This is a genomic window from uncultured Thiothrix sp., assembly GCF_937873765.1.
Lineage (GTDB): Bacteria > Pseudomonadota > Gammaproteobacteria > Thiotrichales > Thiotrichaceae > Thiolinea.
Genome location: NZ_CALMZC010000020.1, coordinates 1 through 21,885, shown reverse-complemented (window position 1 = coordinate 21,885; position 21,885 = coordinate 1). Strand labels below are relative to the sequence as shown.

Annotated in this window: 24 protein-coding genes and 1 tRNA gene; 6 read left to right on the top strand and 19 right to left on the bottom strand. The window is 44.1% G+C overall.

Annotated features, from left to right (window positions below):
• Nucleotides 1–13: 13 nt before the first annotated feature.
• The 9 genes from ybaK to pilM form a co-directional block, all read right to left on the bottom strand.
• Nucleotides 14–487, bottom strand: a complete 474-nt coding sequence (ybaK, locus tag Q0307_RS06375; protein WP_298658237.1) for a Cys-tRNA(Pro) deacylase — start codon at nt 485–487, stop codon at nt 14–16.
• A gap of 208 nt (nt 488–695) precedes the next feature.
• Nucleotides 696–1,844, bottom strand: coding sequence for a deoxyguanosinetriphosphate triphosphohydrolase (locus Q0307_RS06370; protein ID WP_298658234.1), 1,149 nt, complete (start codon nt 1,842–1,844; stop codon nt 696–698).
• A 12-nt stretch (nt 1,845–1,856) separates the two neighbouring features.
• The gene (gene aroB / locus Q0307_RS06365; protein ID WP_298658232.1) at nt 1,857–2,933 is read right to left on the bottom strand and encodes a 3-dehydroquinate synthase; all 1,077 of its coding nucleotides are present in this window, start codon (nt 2,931–2,933) and stop codon (nt 1,857–1,859) included.
• Nucleotides 2,914–3,456, bottom strand: coding sequence for a shikimate kinase AroK (gene aroK / locus Q0307_RS06360; protein WP_298658229.1), 543 nt, complete (start codon nt 3,454–3,456; stop codon nt 2,914–2,916). Before aroK ends, aroB begins: the two co-directional genes overlap by 20 nt.
• 70 nt (nt 3,457–3,526) lie before the next feature.
• The gene (pilQ, locus tag Q0307_RS06355; RefSeq protein WP_298658226.1) at nt 3,527–5,905 is read right to left on the bottom strand and encodes a type IV pilus secretin PilQ; all 2,379 of its coding nucleotides are present in this window, start codon (nt 5,903–5,905) and stop codon (nt 3,527–3,529) included.
• A gap of 33 nt (nt 5,906–5,938) precedes the next feature.
• Complete coding sequence (locus Q0307_RS06350; RefSeq protein WP_298658223.1) at nt 5,939–6,391, bottom strand: pilus assembly protein PilP; 453 nt, start codon at nt 6,389–6,391, stop codon at nt 5,939–5,941.
• 107 nt (nt 6,392–6,498) lie between these two features.
• Entirely contained in the window at nt 6,499–7,182 is a 684-nt protein-coding gene (locus tag Q0307_RS06345; RefSeq protein WP_298658222.1) for a type 4a pilus biogenesis protein PilO, read from the bottom strand.
• On the bottom strand, nt 7,163–7,747 hold the full coding sequence (locus Q0307_RS06340) for a PilN domain-containing protein (RefSeq protein ID WP_298658219.1): 585 nt from the start codon (nt 7,745–7,747) through the stop codon (nt 7,163–7,165). Before Q0307_RS06340 ends, Q0307_RS06345 begins: the two co-directional genes overlap by 20 nt.
• A complete protein-coding gene (gene pilM, locus Q0307_RS06335) occupies nt 7,747–8,799 on the bottom strand; it encodes a type IV pilus assembly protein PilM (protein WP_298658216.1) in 1,053 nt (350 codons plus the stop codon). Before pilM ends, Q0307_RS06340 begins: the two co-directional genes overlap by 1 nt.
• Before the next feature lie 309 nt (nt 8,800–9,108).
• On the opposite strand from pilM, the gene Q0307_RS06330 reads away from it, so the two are divergent.
• Nucleotides 9,109–11,739 carry a penicillin-binding protein 1A gene (locus Q0307_RS06330; protein ID WP_298658213.1) on the top strand — a complete coding sequence of 877 codons (2,631 nt, stop codon included), beginning with the start codon at nt 9,109–9,111 and terminating at the stop codon, nt 11,737–11,739.
• A complete protein-coding gene (locus tag Q0307_RS06325) occupies nt 11,740–12,342 on the top strand; it encodes a hypothetical protein (protein ID WP_298658210.1) in 603 nt (200 codons plus the stop codon). It begins immediately after the preceding gene.
• Here the strand turns inward: Q0307_RS06325 and hemE are convergent.
• The 4 genes from hemE to fur all read right to left on the bottom strand — a co-directional run bounded on the left by hemE (nt 12,339) and on the right by fur (nt 14,718).
• On the bottom strand, nt 12,339–13,418 hold the full coding sequence (gene hemE / locus Q0307_RS06320; protein WP_298658207.1) for a uroporphyrinogen decarboxylase: 1,080 nt from the start codon (nt 13,416–13,418) through the stop codon (nt 12,339–12,341). The two genes, Q0307_RS06325 and hemE, sit on opposite strands and share 4 nt — an antisense overlap.
• A 73-nt stretch (nt 13,419–13,491) precedes the next feature.
• Complete coding sequence (locus tag Q0307_RS06315) at nt 13,492–13,938, bottom strand: GatB/YqeY domain-containing protein (protein WP_298658204.1); 447 nt, start codon at nt 13,936–13,938, stop codon at nt 13,492–13,494.
• A gap of 27 nt (nt 13,939–13,965) precedes the next feature.
• The gene (gene rpsU, locus Q0307_RS06310) at nt 13,966–14,181 is read right to left on the bottom strand and encodes a 30S ribosomal protein S21 (RefSeq protein WP_298610043.1); all 216 of its coding nucleotides are present in this window, start codon (nt 14,179–14,181) and stop codon (nt 13,966–13,968) included.
• A gap of 129 nt (nt 14,182–14,310) precedes the next feature.
• Nucleotides 14,311–14,718 carry a ferric iron uptake transcriptional regulator gene (gene fur, locus Q0307_RS06305; RefSeq protein ID WP_298658201.1) on the bottom strand — a complete coding sequence of 136 codons (408 nt, stop codon included), beginning with the start codon at nt 14,716–14,718 and terminating at the stop codon, nt 14,311–14,313.
• Nucleotides 14,719–14,786: 68 nt separating this feature from the next.
• Here fur and bamE point away from each other — a divergent pair, with 68 nt between their 5' ends.
• Nucleotides 14,787–15,101, top strand: a complete 315-nt coding sequence (bamE, locus tag Q0307_RS06300; RefSeq protein WP_298658198.1) for an outer membrane protein assembly factor BamE — start codon at nt 14,787–14,789, stop codon at nt 15,099–15,101.
• 38 nt (nt 15,102–15,139) lie between these two features.
• Here bamE and Q0307_RS06295 read toward each other — a convergent pair whose 3' ends face one another.
• Nucleotides 15,140–15,457, bottom strand: coding sequence for an RnfH family protein (locus Q0307_RS06295; protein WP_298658195.1), 318 nt, complete (start codon nt 15,455–15,457; stop codon nt 15,140–15,142).
• Nucleotides 15,450–15,881, bottom strand: coding sequence for a type II toxin-antitoxin system RatA family toxin (locus Q0307_RS06290; protein WP_298658192.1), 432 nt, complete (start codon nt 15,879–15,881; stop codon nt 15,450–15,452). The genes Q0307_RS06295 and Q0307_RS06290 overlap by 8 nt, the downstream gene beginning before the upstream one ends.
• 103 nt (nt 15,882–15,984) lie before the next feature.
• Here Q0307_RS06290 and smpB point away from each other — a divergent pair, with 103 nt between their 5' ends.
• From smpB to Q0307_RS06275, 3 genes are all read left to right on the top strand, one after another.
• The gene (gene smpB / locus Q0307_RS06285; RefSeq protein ID WP_298658190.1) at nt 15,985–16,461 is read left to right on the top strand and encodes an SsrA-binding protein SmpB; all 477 of its coding nucleotides are present in this window, start codon (nt 15,985–15,987) and stop codon (nt 16,459–16,461) included.
• Between the two features lie 2 nt (nt 16,462–16,463).
• Nucleotides 16,464–17,219, top strand: coding sequence for an RNA methyltransferase (locus Q0307_RS06280; RefSeq protein ID WP_298658187.1), 756 nt, complete (start codon nt 16,464–16,466; stop codon nt 17,217–17,219).
• Nucleotides 17,220–17,270: 51 nt separating this feature from the next.
• Nucleotides 17,271–17,346 (top strand) — tRNA-Thr (locus tag Q0307_RS06275).
• 381 nt (nt 17,347–17,727) lie between these two features.
• Here Q0307_RS06275 and Q0307_RS06270 read toward each other — a convergent pair.
• From Q0307_RS06270 to Q0307_RS06255, 4 genes are all read right to left on the bottom strand, one after another.
• Nucleotides 17,728–19,524: a hypothetical protein gene (locus Q0307_RS06270; RefSeq protein ID WP_298658184.1), complete on the bottom strand. Its 1,797-nt coding sequence runs from the start codon at nt 19,522–19,524 to the stop codon at nt 17,728–17,730.
• The gene (locus Q0307_RS06265; protein WP_298658181.1) at nt 19,521–20,420 is read right to left on the bottom strand and encodes a toprim domain-containing protein; all 900 of its coding nucleotides are present in this window, start codon (nt 20,418–20,420) and stop codon (nt 19,521–19,523) included. The genes Q0307_RS06270 and Q0307_RS06265 overlap by 4 nt, the downstream gene beginning before the upstream one ends.
• A 102-nt stretch (nt 20,421–20,522) precedes the next feature.
• The gene (locus Q0307_RS06260) at nt 20,523–20,723 is read right to left on the bottom strand and encodes an AlpA family transcriptional regulator (protein ID WP_298658178.1); all 201 of its coding nucleotides are present in this window, start codon (nt 20,721–20,723) and stop codon (nt 20,523–20,525) included.
• A gap of 107 nt (nt 20,724–20,830) precedes the next feature.
• Nucleotides 20,831–21,799, bottom strand: a complete 969-nt coding sequence (locus Q0307_RS06255; RefSeq protein WP_298658175.1) for a hypothetical protein — start codon at nt 21,797–21,799, stop codon at nt 20,831–20,833.
• Between the last annotated feature and the right edge of the window lie 86 nt (nt 21,800–21,885).

The window sequence follows — 21,885 nt, the reverse complement described above, 5'->3', positions numbered from 1 at the left end:
TACAGAATTTTTTTCACCGACAAATAGCGACCGCATCGGCTTGACAGAGTTCCATTAAAGTCGTGGGGCACAATTCAATTTCTAAGCCGCGTCGACCAGCACTGACAAAAATCGTCTCAAAGTTTAAAGCGGACTCATCCAGCACCGTAGGTAATTTACGCTTTTGCCCTAAAGGACTAATACCGCCTACCAAATAGCCCGTAATCCGCTCTGCTTGTTTGGGATCAGCCATTTCAGCTTTTTTTGCTCCCACTGCTTTGGCTAAGGCTTTAACATCAAGCTGCTGCGTCACAGGGACGATGCCTATCGCCATTTTTTTCATGTCACCTTCTAAAGCCACCACCAAGGTTTTAAACACACGTGAGGCATCAACCTGTAAAGCAATCGCTGCCTCTAAGCCATAAGAGCTGACTGCAGGGTCATGCGAGTATTCATGCGTTTGGAAAGGCAAACCGGCTTTGCGAACCGTGAGAATGGCAGGTGTCATGGAAGATTAAGTCAAACTTTTCGTCGTGCGGCGTATTATGCTGCATTTGCACAGAGAATGTTAAATTATTGAGATTGAAAGTAGATGGAAGAAAACACCTGGATTATGTTGCCATAATCCAGGCCAACGACTTAGGGTCGATATGTAGAGAGAGATTAAATACTACAAGATAAAGTGTAAGCTGCGGTTTACACTTTAGTGATTTTTTTCAGAATTTCACCCTATCCATATCAAATAGCTCGCCATACTGTTTAAGTGCATAGCGGTCTGTCATTCCTGCAATATAATCAGCAATCGCGCGCGCGCGCCCTGCTTCACCAGCAGTCTGCTCATACTGTTTCGCAAATACTTGGTATTTGGGGGGTAAAAGACGCGAGTCCTGCAAATAAGCTTGAAATAGCTCCCGAACTACTCTTTGCGCTCGCCACGACATACGATAGACCGTCGGATGAAAATAGAGATTTTCCCGCAAAAAACGCTTTAGCTCATTTTTCGCAGCCCACATCGCAGCGCTATATTGAATCAAAGGTTGAGCCTGCTGACGCACTTCTTCTAAAGTTTGTACACCGGATACAGCAATTGCTACCTGACTCGTTTCAATCAAGTCCACCACCATCGTGCTGATTAAACGACGCAGCGTTTCGCGCACTAAACTGCGACCTTCTAACTGCGGATATTTTTTCAAAACCAATTCATATTGTTGCACAAACACCGGCACCTGCTGCATTTGTTCTAAACTAATCAGCCCAGAGCGCAATCCATCTTCAATATCGTGGTTATTATAGGCAATCTCATCAGCTAAATTAGTGAGTTGCGCCTCTAAGGAAGCTTGGGTTTTCTGCAAAAAGCGCTCACCTACCTCACCTAACTGCTGCGCATGTTTGACGGCACAATGCTTGATAATACCCTCCCGCGTCTCAAAGGTCAGATTCAAACCCGCAAACTCAGCATAACTGTCTTCTAGACAATCAACTACCCGTAAAGATTGCAAATTATGCTCAAAACCACCATAAGCTTGCATACAAACATTGAGTTCATCTTGTCCAGCATGTCCAAACGGGGTATGCCCTAAATCATGGGCTAAGGCAATTGCTTCGGTCAAATCCTCATTTAAGCCCATACTACGCGCTACTGTACGTGCAATTTGTGCAACTTCAATCGAATGGGTCAGGCGTGTTCGATACAAGTCACCTTCATGATTCACAAACACTTGTGTTTTGTATTCTAACCTGCGAAAGGCTTTGGAGTGAATCACGCGATCACGATCACGCTGAAACTCTGAACGGTAGGCTGGAGCTGCTTCTGGAAAACACCGCCCACGGGTAAGTTCAGGTTGCGCGGAATAGGAAGCAGTCATTTTGTTTTATCCTTATAGCTCTCGATGTAAAACTCGTTTGAGTGCATCTGCATCAAAATCAGCAGTGACTATCGACTCACCTAAAGATTTCATGAGGATCAAACGCAAGCTACCGTCCAGCACTTTTTTATCCACTGACATATAGCGCATAAAGTCATCACCGGTCATAGTAGGAGGTGGGTCAACAGGTAAATGCGCCCGTTCTAATAGTTGGCGAATATAAGAGACATCGGCGGGTCCTAGCCAAGCCATTTGTGCTGACAGTTCAGCAGCCATGACCATACCGGTTGCTACCGCCTCACCATGCAACCATTGCCCATACCCCATCGCTGCTTCAATCGCATGTCCAAAGGTATGACCTAAATTCAATAAAGCGCGCTGACCAGATTCACGCTCATCCGAGGCCACCACTTCGGCTTTATGTTGACAAGAACGATAGATTGCATAGCTTAAAGCCTCTGGTTCACGTGCTAATAAAGCAGCCATATTCGCGTCCAGCCAAGTGAGGAACGCTGGATCACGAATCAAACCATACTTAATGACCTCAGCGATACCAGCACTCAGTTCTCGATCTGCTAAAGTGCTTAAGGTATGGGTATCAATAATGACGGCTTGCGGCTGATGAAATGCACCGATCATATTCTTGCCTAAGGCATGATTCACACCCGTTTTACCACCGACTGAAGAATCGACCATTGCCAAGAGAGTGGTAGGTACTTGAATGAAATTGACCCCACGCTGATAACTAGCGGCAGCAAAGCCCGTCATATCGCCCACCACACCACCGCCCAAGGCAATAAGCGTTGTTTTCCGATCAGCTTTAACTTCCAATAAATGAGTATAAATCTGATTGAGCGTATCTAAATTTTTATAAGCTTCACCATCCGGCAAAATCACCGCAGATTGCTTATAAGACTTTAGGGCTGCATTAATCGCTTCCAAATACAAAGGTGCAATCGTTTCATTGGAAACGGTCACACAGCTTCTGCCTTGCACATGTGCTGTTAATAACTCGGGCTGCTGTAACAAGCCTTGACCAATATAAATAGGATAACTGCGATCACCAAGATCAAGATTGAGCGTTTGCATAAGTGATATCCTGGAGCTGATTCAATTTTTGTGCGATGAGGTTCACGATATGTGCCACTTTCTGCTTGCCAGTGGGCACAATCAAATCAGCCACTTCTAAGTAATAAGCTTCACGGGCTTGTAAAAGATTCCGAAGAGTTTGCAAAGGATTGTCAGTTTGCATCAACGGGCGATTTTTGTCGTGGTGAATACGGCTATACAAATGTTCGGCTGAAGCGCGTAGATAAACAACCTTGCCACCCGTTTTTAAAGCGGCTCGATTAGTAGCTCGCAGTACACTTCCGCCGCCAGTCGCTAAGACGATGCCGTGTAATTGAGCCAGCTCAGCAATAACCTGCTCCTCGCGATCCCGAAAGCCTTGTTCGCCTTCCATTTCAAAAATCGTTGGAATCGGCACTCCAGTGCGCGTCTCAATCACTTTATCTGAGTCATAAAACTCCAAATTAAAACGCCGCGCTAATTGCCGACCAATAGTCGATTTGCCTGCCCCCATGAGGCCAACTAAGATGATGTTGTCTTGCATGGTGGAGTTATGCCAGCAGTGCGCAAGGGAATCAAGCCAAATCGTGTGGCTTGATTCCTAAAACTAGCAATTACTTAGATTTACTGTCGATAATTTTTGGCGTAACAAAGATTAATAGTTCGCGCTTGGTATCACTACGATTGGTATTGCGGAACACTTGACCAACCATCGGTAAATCCCCTAGGACAGGCACTTTGGTCGAACCCTTAATGCGGTTTTCTTCATGAACCCCGCCTAAAACCACCGTTTGACCATTCTCTACCAAGACTTTGGTTTGAATTTCACGGGTATCAATACTTGGAATATTGTTATACACCGCTCCCACTGTATCTTGATTCACTTTCAAATCCATGGAAATGTGTTCATCTGGCGTAATTTGTGGCGTAACCTCCAAGCTCAACACAGCTTTCTTAAAGGAAGTGCTGGTGTTACCCGCAGAACTTGCCTCTTGATACGGAATTTCCACACCTTGCTCAATCACTGCTTTAGTTTGATTCGAGGTGACTACTCGTGGGGTTGCAATAATCTCCCCCTTACTTTCCGCTTGCAGTGCCGATAACTCTAAATCTAGCAGGAAGTCAGAAGTAAGGATGGAGAAACCAAACTTACCCGCTGCGGCTGAGGTTGGTAAGTTCACGCTCAAACGATCTGTCAGACCGGGGAGCTTGACTTGTCCTGCTGTTCCTACAGTGCTACTCGCTAGTGAGTTGTAATAGCTATCTGTTGAAGAACCTAAACCCGCACCTGCAATCCCACTAGAACCACTATTCGACCAATGCGGTGTGACGCCAAACCGTGCCCCTAACTGCTTACCAAACGAGTCATTCGCAATTACGATCCGTGACTCAATCGCTACTTGTTGAACTGGCACGTCGAGTACTTTAATCAAGTCACGAATTTCAGCCACTTGTGTGGCAGTATCTTGGATTAAGAGCGTATTCGTCCGATCATCGGAAGATACACTACCACGAGTGGATAACAGCGAATGGCTAGCATCACCTTCTGAGACTGTTTTACTTTTAATTAGAGTCGCTAAATCCGCCGCTTTAGCAAAATTCACCGGAATATACTCAGTGACCAGAGGCTCAAGCTCAATTTTGCGTTTAGCAATTTCAATTTCTTGAGCATCTTTGGCATCTAACTCAGCATTCGGTGCTACCCAAATAACGTTACCATTTTCACGCATTCCTAGATTTTTCGACTCTAGAACAATATCTAAAGCCTGATCCCAAGGCACGTCTTTGAGGCGTACAGTGATATTGCCATCAACGCTATCACTGACCACAATATTTTTATTAGTGAAGTCTGCCAATAACTGCAAGACTGAACGTACTTCAATATCTTGGAAGTTCAGCGACAGTTTTTCACCCGTGAAGGTTTTCTTCTTTTTATCACCAATTTTTTCTTTTTTAGGCGCTTTGATTTTGTCGATATAAACCGTATAGATATTCTTATCACGCTCAGTGCGATACGTGAAATCCTCGCTAGCCATGATACTCACGCGCCCATTCATATCACGCTGAGAAATCTGAATGGTAGAAACTGGTGTTGCGAAATCAACCACATCCAGACGCTTTTGCCAGCCCATAGGCACATCTATGTCTTCTAAGGTTAGATTTAAAGTATTCGCTATTTTGTCATCGGTAATCTTGGTTTCACTGTCTGGCAAAGTGATAATGACTCGCCCCCCCCCATCGGGTTCACGCCGAAAATCAACAGAGCGTAAACCGTAAATAGATTGGGTCTCAGCTAATGCAGTAACAACAGGTGGTTTAACTGCCTTTTTAGGTTGTGCAGGTGGCACTTGTACACTAGGTTTATACACCAAAGGCTGAGTGACTTTAGGCGGTGGTGGAACTTCCTCAAGTTTAACAGGAGGAACTACCTGAGTAATCATCTGTGCAGCGGGGTTAATTTTTTTCGGTTCAACCGCAGGCGGTACAGGTTGTTGACCAGGTTTATTATACCAACTATAAGATTCTTCAGCTTTTAGCGCAGCAGGTGGAGCTATCTGAGTAGAGCCTACTGGACGGCTAGCTACCGTTTTAGCCCCTTGACTTGGTGAGAAGAGCAGCACCATATCATTGCCACTGCTTTCAACCGTGTAATCGACTAAAGAATCCAAGTTAAACACGAGACGCGCTTGATCTTTGGAACCAGCCGCTTGTACTGCATTAATGACACCACGCTTGGTCTTATTATGCCGCGCATTCGGGGCAATTTCGACGCCCGGAAAATCAAACACAAGTCGTGGCGGATTGTCCATTACAAAACCCTTGGGAATGGCCACAGGAGAGGAAAAGTTTAATAAAACCTCCACTTTACCTGCCGCTGCTTCATTAACGCTAATATTTTCCAACTGATTATTAGCAGCTGCAGCAACTGCTGCCCACGATAGACACGATAACAATACGACATTACGTGCAGTGGTTTGCTTTATTATTTTCATTATAGCTAACCTTAATCAATAAAATTATCAGGGCTAATTTAAAGTAGAAATAGCCAATTCATTATCATGCTCTTTATAGCCACCAAAACCATTATCTATCACTTCAGATAATGAAAGCCCTACGTCTTTAATACTTATAATTTTCCCATGATTTTTACCAATATAATTACCTGTCTTTACTCGATGTACTGCACCGTCAGGAATCTTAATCAGTGCCCAGAGTTCTTTTTCTTTAAAGACCGTCCCCACCATGCGTAAACTATCGAGTGGGAAACTTTCTAAAAACTCGGGTACTCGATTTTTATCAATCAACACAGATTCAGGAATTTCTGCAACAGTCTTCGCTTCTAAAACTGTGCTATCAAAAGGATCTGCATCATGGCCGGGGTAAATAAAGCGTACATAAGGTTTGATCGCTGGAATTGGCTCAATAGGTGCTGGTGGGCGCGCCTTAACTTCATTCATATAAACATGAAGATCAGACATATTGTCGCCACAACCTGTTAGTAGTAAAGCACTCACTACTATCGGTAAGCTTGACATTCTGAAATTATTTTTAATCATGATTATTCTCTGCAGGCTCGCTTAATTCATTATTTTTTTGGAGCAGATGCTGGAACGGTTGCTGCTTTATCAGTCGGGCTAGTTTTTAGATCACTATCCTCTAAATAACGATAAGTTTTAATCAATGCATCCATTCTTAAGCGGCGTGGCCCTTCTTGTTCAGCTGAGTTGCTTGGCTGAGGCATAGCACTTCTATTAAGCTCGGGTAACAGATTAATATTATGAATAGTTACAATTCTAGGTAGTCCAGAAATATCACTCACAAAGGTAGCCAACTGCTGATAAGTACCCATAGCGATAAGTTTAATCGGCTTTTCTGCATAGAACTCTTTCAAAACCTCTGCTAAAGGCTCGAATAGCTCAATTTCCAACCCATTAGAAACCCCCTTCTCAGAAATATCCAAGATCAATGCTGGAATTTCAGTACCACTAGGCAATTGCTGCATTAAAGTACCGAAGGAATGCTGCATTTCCTCTAGCTGTTTTTCATAGGCAACTAACTGGCTAGCACGTTTTTGTTTAGTTTCAAAAGTAGCTCGTAACTCTGTTTCTTTACGCTGCAAATCTTCTAGTTCTTCAATACTTCCAGTAATGACTAATTTGTAACCCAAGAATAAAATCACTGCCATTAAAGCTGCCACTACAATAGCCTTGAGAGGCCAAGGCACACTACCCGGATCATCCGCGAGATTGTTAACCTCCTGCAGATTCATTTTTCTTCTCCTCGTCCTGTTTTAATAATTGTTGGACATCGAGTTTAAAATCGCGCAGTGGCGTTGGTCGCCCATCTTGACGGGCTACAGAAATAATATTTAGGTTGGAGGAGTTCAACCATTGGGAAGCATCTAAACTGTCCATATAAGTAGAAACGCGTGCGTTTGATTCGGCCTTACCCTCGATGTGCACTACCGTATCACTTTGCCTGAGTGCCTCTAAATACATACCTTGAGGCAGGGCTGTTGCCATCTCATCAAATAAGTGCACAATCGCCGGACGAGTACTTTGTAAAGTTTCAATGATTTGCATGCGATCTAGTAAAGCTTGCTTAGTAGCATCAAGCTTTTTAATTTGCTCAATTTGTTTATCTAGATTCGCGATCTCATCGGTTAATAGTTGATTCCGTGATTCTTGGTAACTCACTGCGTTACGCATATAAGTATGGCCTGCGAAAACTATTAAACCTGCTAGAGCCACTGAAGCACCTAATAAAGCAAAGAACTGCTTCTTCTTCAGTTCGCGTTCTTTATCACGCCAAGGTAATAAGTTTAAACCAGCCATTAGTCTAACCCCCGTAAGGACAAGCCTGCGGCAATCAACAGAGCTTGCATATCGTTAGTAAACCGCACAGGACTGACCTTAGAACCAAGACCGACTTGTGTGAAGGGATTAACGACTTTTACAGGTGTGCCAATACCGGCTTGAATTTGCTCATCAATCCCCGGAATCCGCGCACAGCCACCCGAAATCAGAATTTGACTGACACTTTCACGTTGGCTAGAAGCATAGTAAAACTGCAAGAAGCGATGTAACTGACGCACCATATTATCTTTAAACGGATCTAGCACTTCCGAAATATAGTTCTCAGGCAAGTTACCCTCTTTTTTTGCTAAGCCAGCTTCCTGCCAAGTTAAACCATAGCGTTGCATGATTTGCTCGGTTAGCTGACGACCGCCAAAGGATTGTTCGCGGGAGAAGGTTAAACGCCCTTGCTCGAAGACAGTGATACTGGTCATGGTTGCGCCGAAATCGACGACGGCTACGGAGTCATATTGTTCTAACTCATTCGTGAGTTTACGTAACACTTTTTCTAAAGCATGCGTTTCTGTATCCACAATATCGACCGTTAATCCCGCCATTTCCGCTGCAGCCACCCGTACCTCAACATTCTCAGAACGCGTACCTGCTAAGAGAATATCGATCATGTCTGGATTATTTATAGAGGGACCTAAGACTTCAAAGTCATAGCTCACCTCCTCCATAGCATAAGGAATATGCTGATCAGCCTCCAAAGCAATCTGCGCTTCCACCTCTGCTGGTGGGATCGAAGCTGACAAGGTAATAATTTTATTGATCGCCATCGAGGTAGGAATAGCCAGAGCACAATGCTTTAAGCGAGTACGACTTTCTCGTAAGGCACGCCGAATCGCCTCACCAATCGGTTCAGGCTCAATGATATCTTTTTCATTGGAGACCCCGTCCGGCAAAGGTGCGACTGCATAACTTTCGATTCGATATTCACGACCCTTTTTGGACATTTCCACTAGCTTAATCGCAGAGGAACTAATATCGATACCAAGTAGGTTGGGTTTACGGCTATAAAATGAAAACACGGCGACTCACATTTATATTTATTTTTATTTTTATTTTTATTTTTATTATTCAAGTTTCATAGCATGGTAGCGTTGTATCTAAAAATAGTCTACTCTGACTATCTTTACAGCGCGTCGGTTTCAGATGAACGGGGAAGACGAATCGCAGCCTAGCAACACTGCTTTCAGTACCTTATCTATGGCTCTCTCCTCGTCTAAGTCTTAAGAAGTTTACCGTTTGACAGCGCTTAATTACTAAAAAAATAGATTCAGGCTAATACGGGCACTATGCGTTTTTTTATTCATTTAATCACTTTCTTACTGAGCTCTATGCTTAGCCTTAGTACGGTAGCACTGGCGATCTTAGCGGGTTTGTATTTCATTTACTCACCACAGCTACCAAACAGTGAAGAACTCCGCAAAATCGATATCCAAGTACCGCTACGCATCTACTCACGTGATGAGCGCTTAATCGCAGAATATGGTGAGAAGCGTAGTCGCCCAGTGAATTTTAATGAAATACCTGAGCGCCTACGTCAAGCCTTCATTGCCATTGAAGATGCTCGGTATTATGAACACCAAGGCATTGATCCCAAAGGAGTCGCGCGTGCTCTATACAATGTAGTAGCCACTGGACACAAATCCCAAGGCGCTAGCACCATCACTATGCAATTAGCCCGTAATGCTTTTCTTGACAATGACAAAACCTTTGCGCGTAAATTTAAAGAAACTTTATTGGCGATTCGTTTAGAACAGACACTGACAAAAGAAGAAATTCTAGAGCTTTATTTAAATAAAATCTTTTTAGGTAATCGCTCCTATGGGATTGCTGCAGCGGCTGAAACCTATTACGGCAAAACATTAAAAGATTTAAGTCTCGCAGAAATGGCTATGATTGCCGGCTTACCAAAAGCACCCTCTCGCTATAATCCAATTGTGAATGAGCCGCGTGCGATGATACGGCGTAATTATATTTTACAGCGGATGGCTGAACAGGGCTTTATTACGCCAGATGAATTTAAACTAGCCATTAAAGAACCTAATACAGCATCCGTTCATAAGACAGATATTGAAACCTATGCGCCGTATTTAGCAGAAATGGTACGTGCTGCTATTGTCGAAAAATATCAAGATAAAGCTTATACCCAAGGATATGATGTTTATACTACACTTGATTCACAAGCTCAGCTTTATGCCACGGATGCTTTACGTAAAACTTTAGAAGATTATGATCGCCGCCATGGTTATCGTGGTGCGGAAGATCATATCAATCTTGAGGATTACACGAGTCAAGATGAACTATTGGATAAACTTTCGAGCTATCAAGCGGTTGGCGACTTACAAGCAGGCTTAGTATTAAACAGCTCTAAAAACTCAGCATCAGTCTTGTTAATGGATGAAAACATCATTACTTTACAAATCGATGCTGTGAAATGGGCTAGTAAATTCATTAGTGCTAATCGCCGTGGATCCTCTCCGCGCCGTGTCTCAGATGTGCTGCTGGCAGGAGATATTATTCGAGTACGACCACAAAATAAGTCTAATCTAAAGCTTGAAAGCAAAGAAATTACAGATAACCATAGCTCCATATCTACAACTAATCGAGTTAATTGGCAACTCACTCAAATTCCAACAGTGGGTGGAGCTTTAGTGCTCATGGATCCACACAATGGTGCAATTCGCGCAGTGATGGGTGGCTATGACTTCTATCACAGTAAATTTAATCGTGCCACTCAAGCAATGCGACAACCCGGCTCTAGTTTTAAACCGATTATTTATTCAGCCGCACTTTCCCGTGGATTTGCACCCACTAGTGTAGTGAACGATGCACCTATTAGTATTCCTGGTAGCAATTGGCAACCCAAAAACTTTGGTGGCTCTTATATTGGCCCCACTACTTTAAGTGAAGCTTTGGCAAAATCACGCAATTTAGTTTCAATTCGCTTATTAAGAGATACTGGAATTCCTTATACTATTAATTATGCGACTCGCTTCGGGTTTCCGCAAAAGGACTTACCGCCGAATCTAACCTTAGCTTTAGGAACTGGATTGACGACACCAGTGCAAATGGCTACTGCTTACTCTGCTTTTGCCAATGGGGGGTTTAAAATAGATGCACATTTTATTAATCGAATTCAAGACAGTAATGGACAAGTCTTATTTGATGCGACTAATGAAACCCGCCAAGTCTGTGGAGATGATATTAAATTGTGTCCAATTAGAAAGCCTAAGAAAGAAGCTGAAATTTTAACTCAAAACACTGACGCCACAGGGGATAAAGATAAAAATACTCAACCTGAGAATAAAGAAACCAGTGATGCCAGCAGTACTGCTAGTGAAGAGTTTGAAACCGAACCTGGCAAAATTGCTCCCGCTGCCACACGAATTATTGACTCACGTACTCAATATCAAATCGTCACTATGATGCAAGGTGTCACTCAATTCGGTACTGCGGCGGCTGTGAGCAAAACCTTACGTCGTAGCGATATAGCTGGCAAAACAGGTACTACGAGTGATGAGCGTGACTCTTGGTTTTGCGGATTCAATCCCATTTATGTAGCCGTCGCTTGGGCTGGCTTTGATGATATGGCTGAATTAGGTGAAGGTGAAACATCAGGTAAGGTGGCTGTACCGATGTGGATTAGCTTTATGCAGAAAGTCCTAAAAACTGTGCCAGAAAAGAAATTTGAGAAGCTAGACAAACTGCAATTAGTTAAAATTGATGCTAAAACTGGCTTACTGGCTGATGACACTACTATGGATATTGATATTATTGATGAAGCCTTAGTCTCACAACCCGCAGATGAGGTCCCTCAATCAGACCAAGCTCAAACTGAAAAATTTGAATTTACTAGTACCGCTACTGAACCCGATGCTCAGCCTGCTGCTCGCCAACCAGCAGCACGCCCAGCACCAGCTCGTAAACGTGAAGTGGTTGAAATTCCTGAACAAATTTTCTAAATGTATATTGAAAAAAATCTCCGGCAGTTAGTCGCCGATGAAACGGCACGTTTACTTTATGAAGAAGGCTATCGTGATTACCGAGTCGCTAAACAAAAAGCAGCTCAGCGTTTAGGTGCAGATAATCAAGCGAAAAATCAACCGAGTAATGAAGAAGTTGAACAGGCTTTGCAGGACTATGTGCAATTGCTTGATCAAGCAGAACACCAAGCGAATTTAAAGCTGCACCGTGAAATTGCCTTGGAGGCTATGGAGTTTTTACAGCCCTTTCAGCCGTATTTGACCGGTTCTGCATTAGAGGGAACCTCAGGGCCACTTTCAGCCGTAACTTTGCACTTATCGGCGAATCGAGCAGAAGATGTGATTTTTCATTTAGAAGAACAAAATATCCCTTTCCAAATCCAAGAACGGAAAGTCAAAGCAGGTAAAAAGCAAGATTATTTCCCGCTCTTGCGCTTGTATGTGGATAACGTGGAGGTGGAATTAATGATCTTCCCTGATGACGGACATGCGAGTATATCTGCGTTAAACTCAATGACCGGAAAAGCGCTTAAACGGGCGGACGCTAAGCGCTTAGAGGAAATCTTAGCGGCAATGCCTTAAGTAGCAGCTTTGCCTAATTTGCCAAATTCATGGACGGCATCTACCAAGACTTTGACATGTTCAGGATTAATATGCTGATGAATGCCGTGACCTAGGTTAAAAACATGACCGGTCGGATGCGGGAAATCACGAATAATGTTGGCAACTTGCTCACGAATGGCCGCAGGTGAGGCATAAAGTACACAAGGATCCATATTCCCTTGTAAGGCTACTCGCTCTCCCACACGCTGAGCTGCCTCAGCAATATTGATTGTCCAATCTAAACCTAGTGCATCACAACCGGTGGCGGCCATGGACTCTAACCATTGTGCGCCCCCTTTGGTGAACATAATGACCGGCACCCGACGACCTTCAGCTTCGCGCTGCAAATCTTCCACAATCTGCTGCATATAAGCCAGAGAAAACTCACGATAAGTACTCGGTGTTAAACTGCCACCCCAAGTATCGAAAATCATCACCGCTTGTGCGCCTGCTGCTATTTGTGCATTCAAATAGCGGGTCACACTTTTAGCTAATTTATCTAAGAGCACATGTAAGCTACGTGGATCACCATAGAGCATCCCCTTAACTTTGGCAAAGTCCTTGCTGGATGAACCTTCCACCATATAAGTAGCTAAAGTCCAAGGGCTACCGGAAAAGCCAATCAGGGGCACACGACCTTGTAAATCACGGCGAATGGTGCGCACAGCATCCATGACATAGCGCAATTCATCTTCAGGGTCAGGAATCGGTAAAGCATTAATCACCGCACGATCTTGTACAGGACGCTCAAAACGGGGGCCTTCTCCTTCCGAAAAATACAAACCTAAACCCATTGCATCGGGAATCGTTAAAATATCGGAAAACAGAATAGCTGCATCTAAGTCAAAGCGCTCTAAAGGCTGGAGTGTTACCTCACAAGCAAGGTCTGGATTTTTACACAAATCCATGAAGCTACCAGCACGCTTGCGGGTTGCCCGATACTCAGGCAAATAACGACCTGCTTGACGCATAATCCAAATCGGAGTGGTATCCACAGGCTGCTTCAGTAAGGCACGCAAAAAACGGTCATTTTTGAGTGAGCTAGCAGTACTCATAGAGACACTCCTAATCTAGTAGGCTTGAACAAATACAGAAGATGCAGGCGAACACCAACGGCTGATTAGTAAATCAACCGCCTAAGCTAGCTTTGATCAGACCGCTAACCTTACCCATGTCAGCGCGTCCTTGGGCTTTAGGTTTAACCCAAGCCATGACTTTACCCATGTCTTTTACCGAAGCAGCACCCGTAGCAGTGACCGCTTCAGCCACTAAAGCAGCTAATTCTTCATTACTTAAAGCTTCTGGCAAGTACTCTTGAATCACATTGATTTCAAACTGCTCTTGCTCAGCCAACTCTAAGCGCCCTGCTTCAGTATATTGGCGAATGGATTCACGCCGCTGCTTGACCATTTTATCGAGCACAGCTAATACGGCAATATCGTCTTGCTCTTGGCGGGTATCAACTTCCTGCTGCTTAATCGCTGCTAAAACCAAACGAATTACACCCAAACGTGCTTTATCTTGAGCACGCATAGCCTGCTTCATAGCTTCAGTAAGTTGCTCTTTTAAAGTCATTGCAAATCGCCAGAGTGAAAGCAGTGATTAGTAGAGTCTTACGCGACGGTTCAAGTCACGAGAAATACGCTTCAGATTGCGTTTAACCGCAGCAGCACGTTCACGTTTACGAATAGCAGTTGGTTTTTCGTAAAATTCGCGTGCGCGAACTTCAGCAACAACCCCTGCTTTTTCACAAGTACGTTTAAAACGGCGCACCGCAATTTCAAATGGCTCTGAATCTCTTACTCTTACACTTGGCATGGACAACTAATCTCAAAATTTAAGGTATACAAATGAATGCCATTACTGGGATGACATTTTCAGTAAATGCGCGATTATACCGGCCTAAGCGGTAAATGCAAAAACTACTGGCAGGTTTTCAAGAATTTTTTAAGTTTTTTCGACAAACCGCCCATATAAAATCAAAGAATGCCCAGTAATTTCAAAACCATGCTCGCGGGCAATGGCTTGTTGGCGCTGCTCAATCACCTCATCACAAAATTCGACCACGCGCCCAGTGCGTACACAGACCATATGATCATGGTGTTCATCTGAAGACAACTCAAATACCGCTTGTCCACTTTCAAAGTGATGGCGCGTGACTAAACCTGCAGTCTCGAATTGGGTTAATACTCGATAAACCGTAGCCAAGCCAATATCGTCACCATTAGCTAACAAGCTTTTATAGATATCTTCAGCACTGAGATGGCGATCCGCTGAGTTTTCCAACAATTCGAGGATTTTCACCCGAGGCTGAGTGATTTTTAGACCAGCTCGCTTAATATCTTTTCCTTCCACTCTGCACTCTCCACGCTGAATGATCTATCATGATCTTCGCTTTTCTCTAGTATAAGACCAACACTACCATGAAAAAACCTCTCATCACACTGACTCTTGTTGCACTCTTAGTTTCAGGCTGTGGTCTGTATCGTATGAATATTCAACAAGGCAATTTAATTACCCAAGAAGAACTGTCCCAATTACGTCCGGGCATGAACCAAGCTCAAGTCCAAGACATTTTAGGGACTCCGCTACTGACTGACGATTTCCGCCAAAATCGCTGGGACTATGTATTTTATTTAAAAGAAGGCAATAAAGAGGCCAAACGGAGTGGGCTAACTGTATTTTTCAATCAAGCCGGACAAGTTACCGATATTAAGCAAGATAAACCGGCTAGTTAAGCCCTATAGCCCCTTCGACATTGGAAGGGGCTTAGCGCTTATTCTTCACTACTCCCCTTTTTCATTTTTTTGCCCTCAGCTGCACGCTGTTTGCGGACTTCTTTAGGGTCGGCGAGTAAAGGGCGGTAGATTTCAATCCGATCTTTAGCACGCAAGGCCGTCTCTAGCGTGGCTAATTTGCCAAAGATGCCAACATCCGCTGTATCCAAGACTAGTTCAGGATAATGCTTCAAAATACCGCTAGCTAAAATGCCCTCTCTAAGAGTAGTACCTGCTGGAACCTTCGCCTTAAATAACAGTTGCTCATGCGCAAGTGGATAAATCACCTCGATAGGAATTAAATTTTTATTAACCATAAACTTGTTTTGCCCGTGCTACAAAGGAATCGACTAAAGTATTTGCAACTTGGTTAAATATCGGCCCAATGGCTAGACTCACCAACCTATTCGAAAACTCAAAGTCCAAGTCCAACGAGACTTTACAAGCACTCGGCCTTAGCTCATCAAAACGCCAAAAGCCATGTAAATGCCGGAATGGTCCATCCACCAAGCTCATTTCAATCACTTTATTTTTCTGCATGCGATTGAGGGTCGTAAAGCTTTTATTGACTGCGCCTTTAGCAATTTCAATCGAAGCTTTCACTTCGTCTAGATCGCGGCTCAGCTCGTGGGAACTACGACACCAAGGTAAAAATTGAGGATAATCACGAATCGCATCCACCAGCACAAACATTTGTTCGGCTGAGTACGGGACTAGAGCGCTTCGGCTAATATGCGCCATGCAACCTTCCTTTCCTTAGGGTTTGAGATCAAACACTCGCAAACGTTCATATTCGTGATAGAACGCGCTATTATCTGGCAGATTCGCCACTATTGTAATTCAAATGACTAAGCAAAAGAAAAAATCTGCTCCCGGTGATAAAACCATTGCACTGAATAAAACTGCGCGCTTCGAGTATTACATTGAAGATACTTACGAGGCTGGTTTAGTCTTGCAAGGCTGGGAAGTGAAAAGCATCCGCGACGGACGAGTCCAGCTCAAAGAAGGCTTTATTCAGTTTAATAAGGGCGAAGCCTATTTATTCAACGCCCTGATTACGCCCTTACTTTCTGCATCGACGCATGTGATTCCTGAGTCCAAACGCACTCGCAAGCTGCTGCTACATGCTCATCAAATCAGTCGCTTGCAAGCAGATATTGATCGCAAAGGCTATACAGTCGTGCCAACCGCGATGTACTGGAAAAATAATCGAGTCAAGCTCGAAATTGGCTTAGGCAAAGGTAAGCAAATGCATGATAAGCGCTCAACTGAGAAAGAGCGTGACTGGAATCGTGAAAAAGCTCGTGTCATGAAGAAATAGTGATGAAAAGCTTACTTGATCAACTTTGTATTGTGATGATCCATACTTCGCATCCAGGGAATGTTGGCTCAGCGGCTCGCGCTATGAAAACGATGGGTATTCACGATTTACGCCTTGTTAATCCTACGCGCTTTAACTCACCTGAAACCAAAGCACTGGCTTCTGGCGCGGATGATATTTTAGCGAATGCGCGTTTATGCACGACTTTGCAAGAAGCACTTGCGGATTGTCATTATGTGATTGGTACCAGTGCGCGTTCAGAACGGAGTTTGAGGTGGCCACAAATGGACGCATGTGAGTGCGGAATTTGGGTTGCTGAGCATTTACCTAAGCAGAAAATCGCTTTAGTGTTTGGGCGTGAGCGTACCGGTTTGACTAATGAAGAACTGGAGCATTGCCAAGCCCTAGTGCATATTCCAATGGCTTTCGACTTCTTTTCTTTGAATATTGCGGCTGCTATTCAAATCCTTTGTTATGAATGCATGATGGCAGTGCGCCGAACTGCGCAAACTTCTGCTGCTAACCATGAGCTTGATGAGGAACCGGCTACTGCTGCTGCGATGGAAAACTTTTTCACTCATTTAGAAACAGCTTTAGTTGAAGTGGACTATCTTGACCCGGACAATCCACGCTTGTTGATGCGCCGCTTACGGCGTTTATTTGGCAGGATTAACCCAACACAAAGCGAAGTGAACATCCTACGTGGTATGCTTGCAGCCTTTCAAGGTAGAAAATTCGCCCGTCGATCAAATTCATAAACGAAATACTTGCATCAGGAAAAAAGATCGAATAGTATACGCGACTTCAACGCCGGTATAGCTCAGCTGGTAGAGCAACTGACTTGTAATCAGTAGGTCCTCAGTTCGATTCCGAGTGCCGGCACCAATTTAAAAGCCTTGTGAATGAATAGTTTACAGGGCTTTTTGCTTTCTGGGATTTAACACTTTTTCTCAGGTTTTTGTGTTTACGGTGTACTTTGCGGTGTACTTTTCCTGTTTTGACTCCCTAGGAAAGTACAGAAAATAAATTTCAGGCACTCGACACACAGCGCGACCCCTACCCCCCCTTTATAGGAATACAAGTACACCATGTACACCAAGTACACCGAATTGATTAAATAATAAGCAAATCACCCTCGACACACAGCGCGACCCCTACCCCCCTTTATAGGAATACAAGTACACCATGTACACCAAGTACACCGGATTGAAAAAGAAAAAGCCGGATTGCTCCGGCCTTCACATAAAAGAGAAAGTGATTTTGCTATTAAGCGATAGCCGCCACCTTGGGCGCACTTGACTGGAACGCGGGTGGATGAATGATCTTATTTAGGTTTTCTGGCATGCCTGCTTTAAATGGCTCTAAGGGCTTAATGATGACCGGGTAGCCATTTTTATTGCGCTGCTTGCCGACTTCCACCTTAATTCCAATTTGCCGAAAGGCGGGTGACAAGCGTTTAATCGCTTCCGTAAATCCTTTGGCAGATCGTGGCCAAGCTTCACCATCGGTATGGGATTGCACTAATACATCAAGCGCATTTTTCGCCGTGATGAACTCAGCACCTAGCGGATGCTTATCTAAGTAAGCTATCACTGCCGAGGCTACAGGTGAGCTATCCAACGTCCGATAAATCGCTTCTTGGCGCATGTGCTTATAATCCTGCATAAAAGCAGCCGTTGGATTCTCAACCCCACGCGCTGCATACACTGCTGCCCCCAATAAGCAAAAGTCAGCCATACGCGCTTTCTGCTCAATCTCGATACTGGGCAGTAACGCCAAGGCTTGAGCGAATAAATCCAACAAACCAGTGAAAATGCTCGCTTCTTTCTCCGCTAATAAAGCATCTAGCTCCGAATCGGTTTTACGTGCTTCGGGTCTTAGTGGATTGAGTTCTAAATTAATTAAGCGGTCGACTAAATCTTGACGGGTTGCGAGTGTACCAATCCCATTCATAATCACCGGACGTTTAGCCGACAGCGTGCTTTCTTCAGCATCCTTGAATAACTGGCGCTTAGCAAAGCCGCCCCCTGTAGCGAGTACGCAAAAAGCATCCTGCATTTCATCTGTCAGGTGAGAGAGGTTTTCATAACTGATCAGCAGTGAGTTGCAAGCCGCTATATAAATATCTTCCACAGCCTTAGGTTTACCCCGTAGATTGACCGCGCTAGGGTCAATAAAGCGCTTTAGTGTACTTTGGGCGCGTGATTTACCGCTGCCTTGCTCTGTGTTGCCAATCTCAGCGACAGGGTACGCGGTATCGGTACGCCAGCATTCCAGCATCCAAGCGAGTAGCATGTTTCTGGATTCTTCAGGGCAATTAATCAACTGGAACAAATCATCAACCTGACCCGCCCCCTTCGCCAGTGGTACAGGTAAGGCTTGCATCGTCTTGGTACGCTTAAAAGCCACAGTCTGCTGGTTATCAAGCTGCCAGTCGCCCGCCTCAATAATCACCGCTTGCCAATTGTCATTACACAAATCCAGTGCATAGCTACCTTGTGCAGTTATCCCCGATCTTAAGAAAACCGGCTTTTGCTCAATCGCTTGGTGAGCAGTACCGTATTTGGCAATCCCAGCTAAGGCTAGAATGGCATCTTTAATAGGTTCAGATTTAGGTAAAATACTGGTTTCACGGTATAACTCAGCCGCTAGCCACTCTTTAAAACCACTGGATTCTAAAGCCCATGTCTCCCAGTGCTCTGCTACTCGAATCCGTGCATAGGCTTCTTTATCGGCATCTAGGAATAAAGTAGCGCGTGATTGCACGAACTCAACTATTTGCGCAGCTATCGAATGATCATCGTAACCACTACTCCCTTGGGGACGCTGTGCTTTCACCGCTTCATCAAAATCGCGCATCACCACTAACTTAGAGCGCTTGATCTCTTGGCGATACCTTGCATAGTCAACCATGTCTAAAGCGGCCAGTGCTGCCAATACTTCTGGCTCAAATACCGCCCCCACATCAAGGCTTAAGCGTGCAATCGCCTCCTTGATCGGGTCGGCGGGTGCGGTGCTGTAATCTTCGAGGGTGGTGAGATTGTCTAGTGCGTCCGTGCTCATACATGAACCCCTGTGAGTAAGTCATTAAAATCAGCTTTTGTTGTCGTGTTAGGTATCATCACTTTGGCTCGACAAGCCTTTGCGGCTTCCCTTGCAGCTTCAACACCCGTATTTTTTAGATTGCTATCCGGTGGTCTAATGTCGTTATCTGCGGCAATAATAAGATTAGCTTTCAGGTATTTGTGGCGGATCAATAGACCCACACGTGTTAAGTTGATGGCAGCAAAAGCGATTGCAACCGGTTGACCTGTAGCCTCAAAAATACTAGCTCCGGTGGCGTAACCTTCGCATAAATAGATAGTTTCGTCGGGTTTACTGACTTTGCCGATGTGATGAAAAAACCCCATCAGTCCACCATGCGTGCGTTTAGTCCCATCGGGGTAAATGTACTGGACACCTTGGATGACTCCAGCAATATCGCGTAACGGTATCAGTAAAGCGCTGCGGTATTGGCGTAAACCATAAGCACCTACCTGCTTTTTAACTAGGTAAGAATGATTAGGTTCTGCGGGGGCTGCTGAGTGCCAGATAGCGCGTTGCTGTTCAATTTTGCGGGCTTTTTCGGCTTGCTCAGCAGCTTTAAGTTTAGCGCGTAAAGCTTGGCCTTCGATTAAGTCCGCTTTTTGCGTGTTAGTGAGTTGGCCTTGATAGCGCCAAGTCTGCTTAGTTCCAGTACGCCAGTCGCCAAATACACCAAACGGTGACGGGGTTGCATCAACATCAAGTTGATACCAGCCAGTGAGATCGCCTTTTTTGCCTGAGCTGCTGAAGCGTTTAGTCGGGCAAGATTTACCAATTCCCGTATGATCTATTTTGGCGGGTGCATGTCCAAAGGTTTGCAAGATCGCCGTATAAAAACTGCCCGTGATTTCATTCAGTGAGTGTGTATAATGCATAGTGTCTGCGCCGCTTTGTGGATAGATTAATAAACCCTGCTGGATTGCGCCCTAGCGGGGTTTTTGCTTTTGGGGGCATTGCCCCCACTGCTGCTCGTTGCATTAGGCTGCTTGATCTTGCTTGGTTGGCAAATTGGCTAACCATTCGTCAACCTCAGATTCCATCCAATACACGCGCCCACCATGTACGCGACGCAAAGGAAACTTCCCTTCTTTCTCCAGCATCCATAAAGTGCTACGTGCCATCTTGATCTTTTCTTTGCGTAGTTCTGTGTAAGTCAGTAAGCGAGTTTTGTTAGTCATCTGTTTCGTACCTGTCGGTAGTTGATTTATCAGGTTTAAGCATGCACCACTTTTTTAGAGCTGAAAGTAAACTCGCATAAAACAACAAAAAACGCAGAAAAAAGCACTTATGATTGATCAGAAGCACTTTTTTTATATTTATCAATGGCTTGCTTTATATACCTTGTTTGCACACTCTGCTTACTATGTATATCACCCCATTCAACTTTGTTTTTTACCCTTCTAAAGTTTTCATAACCTTGAGGCGGTTTTGCCTCGCACAGTCTTATAAAATGATTAACATCCGTTGGTTCAAGCCCACCATCTTGGAAATAAGCCTTAACTAATAACAACGATTTGCCGTCATTAGCCTTTTTAACCTTGGCTAAATCTTGATTGGCTAAATCAGACATCTCTCCAACTACTACCGCTTGTACTTCATTGGTTATTGGTGTTTGAATAAGGGTTGGCTCTATGTGGTGAGGTACATTTACCGTCGCTTGAGAAGGATCAGAAACCGATTGAACTGATAAGCTTGATTTCAGCCGTTCAAAATCAGCAAAACTGATCAGTAAGTCCTTGAAAGAAACAGCTATATTATTATCTTCATTGGACTGGCTATAAGCCCGCTCCAGCATCATTTTTCTTTGCTGATGTTGTACAATTCGACTTTCATCTTCAGAAGCACCAATAACTACTAACGGAGGTAGCTTAATATCTCTTTCTAAAAATTGATCAATCGCTATATCTCTACTCGAAGATACGCTTAATTCATGATAGTTAACCTCATTAGGTTGAATACCATCTAGTGAAAATAAACGGCAAGGTACTGTTTTAACACCATCCTCTAACAGCTTATGAACATACTCATTCAGCATAAAAATAACAGGGTTACCCTCCACTTTTATGGGGCTACTCCTATGATTATTTGCTAACAGTTTTCTTAATGGACGCGGATAAGTCCAAGCAATTGCCGTTTTTATATTTAAATCTAAGCAGTGCTTGAGTATTTCTCTTTTTTGAAAAGAGGTGTGGGTCAAAATACTTAATTGCTTTTTTGCATCGACTAAACTAATACAATCTTTTCGCTGGTACATTGCATTCCCTTCTCTGCCTAGCCCTTCAATTAAGGGTCATGCACCAGAGGAGTTGAAGAGCCACTAAAGCGGTAGTAACTTAAGCG